The organism is Dyadobacter endophyticus, from assembly GCF_014641595.1.
Classification (GTDB): Bacteria; Bacteroidota; Bacteroidia; order Cytophagales; family Spirosomataceae; genus Dyadobacter; species Dyadobacter endophyticus.
Genome location: NZ_BMIA01000002.1, coordinates 1,701,831 through 1,714,407 on the forward strand (window position 1 = coordinate 1,701,831; position 12,577 = coordinate 1,714,407).

Annotated in this window: 11 protein-coding genes; 9 read left to right on the top strand and 2 right to left on the bottom strand. The window is 49.0% G+C overall.

Annotation, left to right across the window (positions count from 1 at the left end; all coding sequences use genetic code 11):
• Positions 1 to 58: 58 nt before the first annotated feature.
• On the bottom strand, positions 59 to 1,087 hold the full coding sequence (locus IEY24_RS19235) for a LacI family DNA-binding transcriptional regulator (RefSeq protein WP_188934978.1): 1,029 nt from the start codon (positions 1,085 to 1,087) through the stop codon (positions 59 to 61).
• Between the two features lie 168 nt (positions 1,088 to 1,255).
• On the opposite strand from IEY24_RS19235, the gene uxuA reads away from it, so the two are divergent.
• The 4 genes from uxuA to IEY24_RS19255 are packed head-to-tail and all read left to right on the top strand — an operon-like array spanning position 1,256 to position 5,633.
• Complete coding sequence (gene uxuA, locus IEY24_RS19240) at positions 1,256 to 2,461, top strand: mannonate dehydratase (RefSeq protein WP_188934980.1); 1,206 nt, start codon at positions 1,256 to 1,258, stop codon at positions 2,459 to 2,461.
• A 23-nt stretch (positions 2,462 to 2,484) separates the two neighbouring features.
• The gene (locus IEY24_RS19245) at positions 2,485 to 3,276 is read left to right on the top strand and encodes an SDR family NAD(P)-dependent oxidoreductase (protein WP_188934982.1); all 792 of its coding nucleotides are present in this window, start codon (positions 2,485 to 2,487) and stop codon (positions 3,274 to 3,276) included.
• Between the two features lie 24 nt (positions 3,277 to 3,300).
• Positions 3,301 to 4,158, top strand: coding sequence for a ThuA domain-containing protein (locus IEY24_RS19250; protein ID WP_188934984.1), 858 nt, complete (start codon positions 3,301 to 3,303; stop codon positions 4,156 to 4,158).
• Between the two features lie 41 nt (positions 4,159 to 4,199).
• Entirely contained in the window at positions 4,200 to 5,633 is a 1,434-nt protein-coding gene (locus IEY24_RS19255; protein WP_188934986.1) for a Gfo/Idh/MocA family protein, read from the top strand.
• A 37-nt stretch (positions 5,634 to 5,670) separates the two neighbouring features.
• Here the strand turns inward: IEY24_RS19255 and IEY24_RS19260 are convergent, their stop codons facing one another.
• A complete protein-coding gene (locus IEY24_RS19260) occupies positions 5,671 to 6,531 on the bottom strand; it encodes an AraC family transcriptional regulator (RefSeq protein WP_188934988.1) in 861 nt (286 codons plus the stop codon).
• Between the two features lie 258 nt (positions 6,532 to 6,789).
• Here IEY24_RS19260 and IEY24_RS19265 point away from each other — a divergent pair, with 258 nt between their 5' ends.
• The 5 genes from IEY24_RS19265 (at position 6,790) to IEY24_RS19285 (ending at position 12,564) form a co-directional block, all read left to right on the top strand.
• The gene (locus IEY24_RS19265) at positions 6,790 to 7,218 is read left to right on the top strand and encodes an META domain-containing protein (protein ID WP_188934990.1); all 429 of its coding nucleotides are present in this window, start codon (positions 6,790 to 6,792) and stop codon (positions 7,216 to 7,218) included.
• Between the two features lie 245 nt (positions 7,219 to 7,463).
• Entirely contained in the window at positions 7,464 to 8,291 is an 828-nt protein-coding gene (locus IEY24_RS19270; RefSeq protein WP_188934992.1) for a sugar phosphate isomerase/epimerase family protein, read from the top strand.
• 214 nt (positions 8,292 to 8,505) lie between these two features.
• Positions 8,506 to 10,980: a TonB-dependent receptor gene (locus IEY24_RS19275; protein WP_188934993.1), complete on the top strand. Its 2,475-nt coding sequence runs from the start codon at positions 8,506 to 8,508 to the stop codon at positions 10,978 to 10,980.
• Positions 10,981 to 11,004: 24 nt separating this feature from the next.
• On the top strand, positions 11,005 to 12,180 hold the full coding sequence (locus tag IEY24_RS19280) for a PepSY-associated TM helix domain-containing protein (protein WP_188934995.1): 1,176 nt from the start codon (positions 11,005 to 11,007) through the stop codon (positions 12,178 to 12,180).
• Positions 12,181 to 12,351: 171 nt separating this feature from the next.
• A complete protein-coding gene (locus IEY24_RS19285; protein WP_090151881.1) occupies positions 12,352 to 12,564 on the top strand; it encodes a hypothetical protein in 213 nt (70 codons plus the stop codon).
• The last annotated feature ends 13 nt before the right edge of the window (positions 12,565 to 12,577 follow it).

A 12,577-nucleotide genomic window follows, 5' to 3' on the forward strand; every position in this document is an offset into this window, starting at 1 on the left:
TTTCAAAAATAATGAATTACAGGAGAATGCGATTGGCAAACGTTGAATGTAATGCAATTTACGACTTCTCCAACAGAATCGACGACCTTCTGATAATCAGTTCCGAGCGCAAAATAATTGGTTCTGAATGGTCGATGGGTCTGGTTCCATTTAGTTGGCCGATCATCGTAGTCATCGCCGTTTTACCCATCTGGTAGCCAGGGTAAAAAATAGTGGTAAGTTGAGGCGATACTACTTGTGAAACGGGGTCATTATTAAAACCCACAATAGCCACATCGCCCGGAATTGCATAACCCTTTTCTTTCAAAGCCTGCATGCAGATTGCCGCGCAAAGATCGTTGGCGATGAACAGGCCATCCGGTTTTTCCTGCATTTGGTCAATTTGTTCTGCGACCGCCCTCCCGGCTTCCTGGCTAAGGTCAGTCGATAGGATCAGGCGATTATCCAATGACAGATTCTGTCCAGCCAGCGCGCGTTTAAAACCTTCCAGGCGATCGCCGTACACATTTCTTCGCAGATCGCCGGTAACGTGCATTATCCTCCGGCAGCCTTGATCCAGCAAATGGCGCGTGGCATCGTAACCGGCCTGCTCGTTGTCGATGATCACGGCACCGCATTGCGGATGGGTCAGGATGCGATCGAAGAACAGGACGGGAATGTTACGGCTGATGAATGTGGAAAAATGCCCGAACGAATAGGTATCGTAGGCAACGGAGACCAGCAAACCGTCCACACGGCTGTTAAACATCGTTTTGGCATTAGCCCGCTCCTTTACCTCCGATTCCAGGGACTGGCTGATCAACAAGTTATATCCCACATTATTAGCTACCTCCTCCATTCCAGCCAGTACAGTCGACATAAAATTACTATTCAATCTCGGCACGATCACACCAAGCGTATTGGTCTTGCGGGTCCGCAAATGGCTCGCAAATGTATTGGAACGGTAGCCGAGCTCGGCCGCCTTCTCCGCAATGAGCACCTTGGTTTTTGCGTTAATCGCAGGATGATCATTTAATGCCCTGCTCACAGTAGCGGGTGACAATGCAAGTATTTTTGCGAGGTCGTAAATGGTAATTTCTTTTTCCATTATCCTTTTATTGTAGGGGCTTACGCGGACTAACCCCGTCTTTGTGTTTATACCCGAATTTGGTGGCTTTTTTGCACGGAAAATCCCGAAGACCAAATTTACGGCAAATTAATGCAATCGGTTACAATACAAGATTATATTTATATTTTTATAAAAACTTATCCGACTATGATTCAAACCATGCGCTGGTTCGGCCCGAATGATCCGGTTTCGCTGATGGACATCCGTCAGGCGGGATGCAGCGGCGTCGTTACCGCGCTGCACCAGGTACCTATTGGCGACGTTTGGACGGAAGAGGCAATCCGGGAAAGGATCTCGCTGGTTGAAGCGGGTAACGACCGGTATACTGCTTTGAAATGGCTGGTTGTGGAAAGCCTTCCGGTGCATGAGCATATCAAGAAAGGATTGCCGTCACGTGACCAATATATTGAGAACTATAAGGAATCACTGCGTAACCTGGCAGCATCCGGTATCCGGACGGTGTGCTACAACTTCATGCCGGTACTCGACTGGTCGCGCACCGACCTCGCCTATACATTCCCGGAAGGCCATAAAACGCTCCGGTTTGTGTGGGAGGATTTCGCATTGTTCGATCTCTATATTCTCCAACGCCCTGGCGCCGAGGCTGACTACGACGAGCAGGTAAGGGAATCGGCTCGGGCGAAGTTGCGAAATATGTCGCCTGCCGATATTCAGGGCTTGACAAACACCGTTTTACTGGGCTTACCCGGCTCCGAAGAGGCATTTGAACTGGCCAATTTTCAGGAACTGCTCAATGCATATGCTAAAATCGGCGATAAAGAGCTGCGCGAAAACCTCTATTACTTCATTCGCCAGGTCGCACCGGTGGCACAGGAAGTCGGCATTAATCTTTGCATTCACCCCGACGATCCGCCGCGGCCGTTGCTCGGCTTGCCACGGGTCGTGAGCACCGAAGGCGATCTCGCGCAACTGATGAATGCATGCAACATCCGGGCGAATGGCATTACATTCTGCACGGGTTCGCTGGGGGTACGCGCCGATAATGACTTGCCGGGAATCATCCGCCGGTTCGGCGACCGTATTCACTTCGTTCATCTAAGAACCACCAAACGTGAAATGGAAGATAATCGTAATTTCCACGAAGCTCCGCATTTGAACGGGGATGTGGATATGTATGAAGTAGTTAAAGCATTGCACCAGGAAGAGTTGCGCCGCAATGCAGCCCATTATACCGACAACTTGTTGCCCATGCGGCCTGATCACGGTTTCCAAATGCTCGACGATCTGCACAAAAAGACCTATCCCGGTTATTCCATGATCGGGCGGCTCAAAGCGCTCGCGGAACTCCGAGGGCTGGAAATGAGCATTGCAAGATCGGTTCAAGAGTTTTAATCAAGATTTTAGATATTAAAATAATGTCCACTAGTAGTCCAATCGAAACAGTACCGTCATTGAATGTATTCTCACTGGAAGGCAAAATCGCCCTTGTCACCGGTGGTGGGAGTGGAATCGGCTTTTACATTGCGCAATGCCTCGCCCAAGCGGGCGCGCGGCTCGTCATCACCGGCAGGCGCGAGGAAGTTTTGAGAGAAGCATTACCGAAACTCGGCGCGAATGCACGCTATTTTGTCAATGATGTCACGGATCTTAAATCGATTCCCGCATTAATCGAGGCTATCGAGACGCAAATCGGAGCAATAGACATTTTGGTTAACAATGCCGGTATCAACATGAAAAAGCACGCTGTGGAAGTCTCCGACGAAGATTTCGACCGCGTTATCCAGACCAACTTACATGCCGTTTTCTCGATCACCCGCGAGTGCGGCAAGCGCATGGTGGAACGCAGGCGCGGTTCCATTCTCATGATCACTTCCATGGCCGCATTATATGGTATCGATCGCGTGGTGGCTTACACGGCCTCGAAATCGGCCGTCGGCGGGATGGTGAAAGCATTAACTACTGAATTTTCGCCCTACAATGTGCGTGTAAACGGCATAGCACCCGGTTTCATCGAAACGCCCATGATGCTCACCGCCATGAACGGTGATCCCTTGCGCCGCGACAAAGCGATGGACCGTACACCGATGGGCACCTGGGGCAAACCGGACGATATCGGCTGGGCAGCAGTATTCCTGAGCTCGGATGCCGCGAAATTTATCACCGGCGTTTCACTCCCTGTGGATGGCGGCAATTCAATAGGATTTTAGTTAAACCTTTTCTTAATAAGTTCAATGAAAAAACAACACATCCTGACAACATGCCTGTTCAGCTTGCTATTTCTAGGTCTAGGGCGGCCCGTAAGCACACTCGCGCAGAAAATTAAGTGGAACAAGGTCAAAGTCCTGGTTTATACCAAAAACGGGAAAGGCTATGTGCATGATAACATCGCCAATTCCAAAGTAGCGATCCTGGCTCTGGGAAAACAGCATGGCTTTGCCGTGGATACGACTTCCGACCCCTCGAAGTTTACGGACGAAAACCTGAAACAATACGACTGCCTCATTTTCTCGAATACCAACAACGACGTTTTCGATATCGACGCTCAGCGGGTCGCATTAATGCGCTACATTCAGGCAGGCGGCAACTTCGTGGGGCTGCATTCAGCTTCTGGTACGGAGCGTAAATGGCGTTGGTTCAAAGACTTGCTGGGTGGTACCTTCTTCTGGCATGAGCCGGGACAAAGCTTTTCGGTGAAGGTTCTTGACATCAAGAACCCGTCGCTGGCGCATTTGGGAAATGTCTGGCAGCGGCAAACGGATGAGTTCTATTTTATCAAAGAGCTCGGCGTGAACCTGAATGTACTCGCGGTGAATGATCATTCTACGATTCAAAAACCTGCCGGCAAGGCACTCGATACATTCGGCGACGTGTTTCCGTCGGTCTGGTGGCATGAATACGATGGTGGTCGTGCATTCTATACCTCGCTCGGGCATCAAAAGGAGGATTACGAGAAGGAAGACCTCCGCAAGCACATCCTCGGCGCCATTGAATGGGCTATCGGACCGCAGAAACCTCGAAATTACAGCAAAGCTTATGCGACCAGCCCGCAAGATGTGGTGCGAAGCACAATTCCCGCCCTCTCGAAATAACTACGAATATATCAGTCATCAATCCTAAATCTGCATACAAAATGAAAGATCAGCAGGAGCAAAATCAGGACAGAAGGTCATTTTTAAAAGCCACTGCGAAAGGCACCGCCGGTATAATTGCCGCATCGATGTTCCCTACCATCGTGCCATCGAGCGTTTTCGGTAAAAATGCGCCGAGCAACAAAATCAATATCGGACAGATCGGCTTCGGCCGCATCGGCTCCACGCATGATTTGCCGGAAGTGATCAAAAATGAGGCTGCACACGTGATAGCAGTGGCGGACCTTGACAAGAACCGCCTGGCAAAAGGCAAAGAATGGATCGAGCGGAAATACGTCGAGCGCACCGGAAAGGAGAAATATCTTGAGGTAAAAACCTATGACGACTACCACGAAATACTGGGCCGGAAGGACATCGACGCGGTGATCATCAGTACGCCCGACCACTGGCACGCACAGCCAGCTATGGAAGCGGCCGTTGCCGGTAAGCACATTTATATGCAAAAACCGACTTCGCTCACAATCCGGGAAGGTCGGCAAATGGCCGATATGATCAAGAAGAAAGGGGTTATTTTCCAATTAGGCAGCCAGCAGCGTTCGATGAATCCGTGGCCGCAGTTCAAACGCACCGCCGAGCTGGTGCGCAACGGCCGCATCGGAAAACTCAAAAAAGTATATGTAGGCCTCCCGGGTGATCCTGCGGGTGGAAATACGGCACAAATGCCGGTTCCGTCCAACCTGAACTATGATATGTGGCTCGGCTCTACGCCCGAGATTTACTATACATTAGACCGTGTGCATTCGCAGACCGACATTAACGACCGTCCGGGCTGGCTGCGCCTTGAACAGTTCGGCGCGGGTATGATCACTGGCTGGGGCTCACACCACATCGATATCGCGCATTGGGGAATGGATACCGAACTCACGGGGCCGATTGAAATCGAGGGCAAGGCTACATTCCCTGCGAAAGGCTCCGGCCTTTGGGACGTACATGGTGACTTCCTGGTGAATGCATTGTACGAAAATGGCGTAACAATGGAAATCGGCGGTACCAATCCTAATGGTGTGAAATTCGAAGGGACCGACGGCTGGATCTTCGTTTCGCGCGGAAACGTGGGCGTTACTGCTTCGGACCCCGTCGCTGCTCAGAATGCGAAAGAAAACAAGGCATTCTACGCCAGCGATCCGAAAATCCTCGGTTCAGTGATCCAGGCTAATGAGATCCATCTGTACGAAAGCCCGGAACAGCATCAGAACTGGATCGAAAGTATCCAAAGTGGCAAGCAAACGATCAGCCACGCTGAGATCGCGCACCGCTCATGTACCGCATGCCTCCTGGCGCACACGGCGATGAAACTCGGCCGCAAAGTGAAATGGGACCCGAAAAAGGAGCAATTCATTAATGACAAGGAAGCTACCGCCATGCTCTCACGCCCGCAGCGTGGGAAGTATGGGACTAATAATGTGAAAGGGTAAACAAAAACGGGGAGCGATTGGGCTCCCCGTTTTTGTTTCAATAATTCCCCTTATACTCCCTCGGCGTATGCCCGATGTACTTTTTGAAGTTCCTGTTAAAGTTCGATAGCGAATCGAAACCGCTGTCGTAGGCAATTTGCGCGATGGTCCATTTGTCTTCCAGAAGAAGCTTACAGGCGTGGCCGATGCGGATCTCATTGACAAAGTCGATAAAGGTCTTGTTGGACCGCGCCTTGAAGTAGCGGCAGAATGCGGCTTCGGTCATGCCGGCGAGGGAAGCGACATCACTTAGGCGGATTTCCTGGAAGAAATGCTGGAGCACATAGTTGTGTACCTTCTGCATCCGCTCGGTTTCTGATACTTTAAAGTTGTTGACATAACCGTAACTCGAAATGAACTCGCCGCTGTTGTCATGCGCGAGCTTGTCGAGCAAGGTTAGCAGCTGCAATATCCCTTTAAAGCCTTCGACGGCGGTGAGCGAAATCAATTCCTCGCGAATATGTTCGGCGAGCGCGCCCTTATAACAAATCCCTCTCTTTGAATCGGCCAGTAACTGACGAAGCCCGAGCATTTCCGGCTTTTCAAGAAAGTCTTTTCCCAGAAAATCTTCCTGAAAATAGAGCACGATCCCGTGGGTTATCAACTGGGAACCTGGTTCAAAATAGGCCGGGTCGCTGCGCCAAAGGTGTGGCACATCAGGGCCGAGAAATACCGTATCACCCGGACCGAACGTCTGGATCGAATCACCTATCAACCGTTTGCCAGTTCCCTCTAGAACGGTAAATAATTGGTAATGCGGGTGAAAATGCCAATTGGGGTCAAAATGGGGCTCTCTCAGCTCGTGCACCGTCACAGTACGAACCTGGCTCTCTATATTTTTATGAATGGGTGCTTTCATATTCTGTCAGAATTTTACCCAAAATATTGGCAATATTACATTATTAATATCAAAATACGATCACTATTGAATTTTATTCCTAAAAATAGATTGAGCCGCCGGCAAAAGATTATCAGTTTTCAACCGTTATAAATTATGCTGCCCACGTTCGGAACGCTGGCACATTTTTTATAAATTTATAGAGCCGCTTAACTTTTTTGCAACCTTTTTCGCGAGTTCGATGTCAATCTTAGGTAGTTCTGAAACTTATTTACGTGTATGAAAGGCCTTCTAATTCCGACAGCATACGTGCTGTTTTTTTCGCTGCTGACCGGTTGTGGAAAAACTACCACAATCAGCAGCAACGTGGAGTTGACCGGCAAATGGCAATTGGAAAGTATCGTGCAGGAGGATGACACCATCAGCAAACCCGCTACTACCAAAGGCGTGATGGATATAGGCCTCAATTTTAAAGACAAAGGCGAACTGGAAGGCACCACTTCCACGAACATTCTCACTGGTTTTTACGAAACCGCCCAGCAAAATACGATACAGATTGGAGGGGGCGGGACCGAAAGAGCGGAGACTAGTTGGGGAAACCTGTTCGTGAATGCGCTACCCAACGTGAATTTGTACGATTTGAAAACCAATAGGCTGGTTCTTTATTACGAAAACAGCAACCAGCTCATTTTCAGCCGGGTCCAGTAAATAGCATTAAAATACGCTTCATCAATGGCGGTCCTTTTTAAAAGGGCCGCCATTCTTTTTTAGGCTGTGATTCAATTTTAACCCAATATTCCCATAGGTACCTGTCAACTTATCAATATTAGCTAACTACTCGTCAAAACGTGTATATTGAACAGTACTTTTTTACTTTAAGATTGTATACTGAAAAGAACCGGGAACCTAACTCCCGACTTACCCATTCGCCAGCGAGATAAATCCGATTTTTGATGAAGTACAGCATGAACCTCCTTTTGTGGGGAACCCAGATTGACGAAAGCCTGTTTCCAACCCTCGAACTCATTAAAGAGATCGGCTTTGACGGCGTCGAAGTGCCGATTTTCAATACAAATCCCGAGCATTGGTTCAAGTTCCGCCAGAAGCTCGACAGCCTGGGCCTCGCCTGCGAGACCGATACAATCTGCGGACCTTCGGAACATTTGATCAGCGACGACCCCGCCATGCGCCGCCACACGATCGACCATTTAAAAAGCGCATTAGATTGTTCGCTTGTGCTCGGGGCGAGTCGCTTAATGGGCCCTTACCATTCCGCGTTGGGTGTTTTCACAGGACAACCGGCAACTGAGGAAGAATGGCAGTGGGGAATCGAGGGAATCCGCGAAGTAGCAGATTATGCTGAATCGCTCGACATTACCCTCGGTTTGGAATACCTAAACCGCTTCGAACTATACCTGACCAGCTGCGGTGACGAGATTATTCGCTTCGTGGACGATGTGAACCATCCGAATGTCAAGATCATGTTCGACACTTTCCACGCGAACATCGAGGAGAAGAATATCGGCGACACCATTCGTAAGGCCGGAGACCGGATTTCATTCATCCAGCTTTCCGAAAACGACCGTTCCACGCCTGGCAAGGGCAATGTGGATTGGGAAGGCGTGTTCCAATCGATCCGCGACATTAAGTATGACGGATGGATCAGCATCGAGGCATTCAGCCCGAAATTGCCGGTTGCCAATATCTGGCGCAAAATGTTCGATTCCGAAGAGCAGCTCATGCGTGACGGACTGGCATTCATTAAATCCAACCTCGGATAGTCAAATCAGGAATTATCGTCTCATTTTATAACCAATCAAATGTAACTTTTAGCCACATTTGATTGGTTATAAAAATATTGGCAGAAAAAATTGAATAATTAGAACGAATTAAAAAATGAGCGAAGAATAACAGAATTCATTATTTGGGATTGGTCTAAATAAGACTACTTTTGCCACCGCTTCGGCATTAGCTATTTTATTTAATCCCTGTATCATGAGGATATTCTGCTTACTCATCCTTTCTCTTTGCTGCTCTGGCGCTTTCGCACAAACGGGCCAGATCAAAGGCAATATTAAAAACGCCGCGGGGCAGCCTGCGGAGTCTATCAACCTGATCCTCAAAGGGACAGGCAAGGGAACACTTACCGACGCCGGCGGCGATTTTGAATTTAATGCATTGCCTCCCGGGCGTTATCAGCTGGTGGGCACAGGCGTAGGCATCAAACGTATCGACCGCAGCGTGCATCTGAAGGCGGACGAGACCGTTACACTTGAAATCGTCTCCGAAGAAAACACACAGGAACTGCAAACCGTGGAGATCACCGGTCGCCGCGAAACCACTTATAAAAACGACCTTTCTTTCATCGCCAGCAAAACCGCGACGCCCATTAAAGAGGTGCCGCAGGCGATCGCCTACATTACCAAGGAAGTAATGCGCGACCAGGGCACGTTCCTCATGGGTGATGCCGTGAAGAACATGAGTGGTGTGAATCAGTTCACGTTTTATGATGACCTGACGATCCGCGGTTTCCGTATGAATGGCGGCAGCACTACCCAGCTTGTGAATGGCCTCCGTACATTCTCTGGTTTCTGGAAACAGCCGCCGGTTAACTACCTCGAACGCGTGGAAGTGATCAAAGGCGCCGCCTCTGCACTATATGGCAATACTTCCCCGGGTGGTACCATCAATCGTGTCACCAAAAAACCGCTCGCAACGCCTCAAAAATCATTGAGTTTTACAACAGGCAGCTTCAATACCCTGCGTACGCTAGCCGATTTCACCGGCCCGATGAACGAAAGCAAGACTCTGCTTTACCGCCTCAATCTTGGTTATGTGAATGCTCAGGGCTTCCGGAATATGCAGTTTGACAAAAACATCATCATTGCGCCATCGGTATCATTTCTGCCTACCGAAAAGACCCGCATCAACTTCGACCTTGTTTTCAACCGCTCCAACAGCCGCCTCGACCGTGGGCAGTCTGTTAAAGGCAACGACCTTTATTCAAGCTCGATCCGCACGTCATTGAATGCTGTGAATGATTATCTCAATGAAGAAACCTATCTGATCACGACTTCATTGAACCATCAGTTTACCCAAAACACCTCATTCAACGTCGCTTACCTGCGCACAGGTTACTCCGAAGACCTGCTCGAACACCGCAGCAGCAACACGAATGGCGTCGACTCGGCTGGAAAGGCAATTGAAAACCTCGTCGCCCGCCAGGTATTTATCCGTAAAACGAAGTCGTTCATGGATAATGTGTCGCTGTTTTTCAACCATAACTTCAACACGGGTATCGCAGAGCACAAACTGGTGGCCGGGTATGACTTCATCCAGTCGTCGACGCCAAAAGGTTCCGGTCAGCAAACCGCTAATGGTTACCTGCTCAAAGCCGGTGGTGCGGCGGCCTACAATGCCAAAACGCCCGAAAAGTATGTTTTCTACAACTACGTGGAAAACGGCGTGACTTACAGCATTCCCAAGCCAAATATCTCACATTACGACCTGACGTTGCAGAACAACAACATGGAAGATCCTTCCAAATACATTTACAACGTGACGGCGAATGCAGCTACCACGCCGGTACTTTACAAATTGCACGGCTTGTATTTGCAGGAACAATTGAAAATCAAGCGCTTGCAAATCCTTCTTGGCCTGCGTTACGATACTTATATCGACAAGAAAGGCTACACCACCAACAACGAGTCGAATGTAACACAGCATGCATTGCTGCCGCGGATTGGGGCTGTGTATTCCTTGACTAATCATATTAATGTGTATGGTACCTACACACAGGGTTACAATCCGCAGGATCCGGTTGTACAAAGCAACCCATTGTCAGGCGGGCCGTTCGACCCGATCCGCAGCAGCCTTTCGGAAGCTGGTTTGAAAACCGAATGGCTCGATGGCCGCCTAACCGCGAACGTTTCGGTTTATAAAATCAGCCAAACCAACACATTATATTCAGCCAATGCAGCCGACAGGCCCGATCTGATGATCCAGGTCGGCAAAGAAAGCGCAAAAGGGGTAGAATTTGACGTGACAGGAAACATTCACCCAAATTGGAACGTCATCGCAACTTACAGCTACAACGACGCAAAGATCACCGACGCGGGTTCACGCGCCGCAGACCAGGTGTTCGTAAATCTGCAAAAACCGAATGCCCCGAAAAATCAGGGAAGCATTTGGACGAAATACACCTTCGTAAACAACTTCCTCAGCGGCTTCGGAGTAGGCCTCGGCGGAAACTTCGTGACCGAGCGCAACCTCTCGCTGAACAACAGCCAGACCTTGCCGGGTTATGCCTTGCTGAATGGAGCTCTTTACTACAAAATCGACAAATTTCAGTTCCAGGTGAACCTTAATAACCTGGGTAACAAAACTTATTGGGTAGGCGGTTACGATTACCTGCGCCTCTTCCCCGGCGCGCCGCGCAACTTCATGGCGACTATTTCTTACACCTTTTAAAATGCGTGCTATTTCATCAAATCCGTGAAAAAGACATTCAAGAAAATTGCATCGCAACTACACTTATGGCTGGGGGTTTCCTCCGGCCTTGTGGTTTTTATAGTGGCGCTCACCGGAAGCATCCTGGTTTTCGAAGAAGAGCTCGAACCGGTGATTTATCGCAAACTCCACGTCGTTGAAGTCCCGAAAGATCAGTCTCCGCTTCCGATGGATAATCTCCATGCCACCGTTGCGAGCGCCTATCCCAAGCAACGCATTGCTCGCATCGCCATTGAGCCTCACCCCGACCGGACGGTCATATTCGGGTTGGTGAAAGGCAAGAAAGAAAAGGATGTTCTTTCCGTGGCTGTAAATCCTTATACCGCCGAAATCACGGACACACGCCGTGAAAACGAATCGTTTTTCCACATTGTGCTTCAATTGCACCGGTACCTGTGCCTGGAAGACACAGGCAAGTTGATTACGGGGGTAGCTTGTGTGATGTTCCTCGTTATTATGATTACGGGACTCGTCCTTTGGTGGCCTAACCGCAAGCAAACCAAGCAGCGCCTCACCATCAAATGGGGGGCCAAATTCAAGCGTCTCAACTGGGATCTCCACGCTGTTTTCGGCTTTTACGTACTGCCATTTACATTTCTGATTGCATTGACCGGCCTGGTTTGGAGCTACAAATGGGTCAATAACATGATTTACATGACCTTCGACGGCAAGCCGCAACAAAAACGCGAGGCGCCTGCGAACATGGGCATTACTAATGCTGCTTCCACCGGCACATTAGCCAAAATCACCGCCGAAACCAATCGCCTGCTCCCCCATCCTGGCCGCATTCAATTCACACTTCCTGAATCCGACAGCCTTTCGATTACCATTTCCAAAGTCAACGAAAACGCTTCCATCGCCAATGTGGTCGATTTCCTTTATTTCGACCAGAACGACGGCCATTTGCTCAGCAAGCGGCTTTATGATGATGAAACCACGGGTATGAAAGTGCGTAGGTTGGTGTTTCCGATTCATACTGGGAGCCTTTGGGGGTTGCCTACGAAGATTTTAGCTTTGATTGTGGCGCTCATTACCGCTACGCTGCCGGTTACGGGGGTGATTATTTGGGTTGGGAGGAAGTTTAAGAAGGAGAAGAAGGTGATCAAAAAAAGTGTCGCGCCACATGCAGTCGGTAGCCGAGCGAAAGTGACTGTTAGTTAATCATTTTTACGCCGGATAAGTAAAATCGGTTAGTTGATAAAGGGATCCCTGATAAAACTAAGAGTCACTTAGCTTTATCAGGGATTTTTATTAGCACTTCATCACACATTCACATGTAACCAAAGGAAATCCACTTGTTGGAAATCTACACAAATTCCTATATTTGTCTTAATGAAGACATTTGCTTCCATGGAGGAGGCTTTTCAGTGGTGGCTGACGAATATCTACCCATCACTTCCAGCCGAAGTAAAGAAAGGAAAATTGACTTACGCTTGGAGAGACTTCACCTACAACAGAGGCATTTCACAAGCAAGAATGAAAGAAATCCTTTCCGAGTACGGAGAAATAGAAGTGCAAACTTTGATTAAATATTCTCCGAAGTAATTTTTTTGAATTG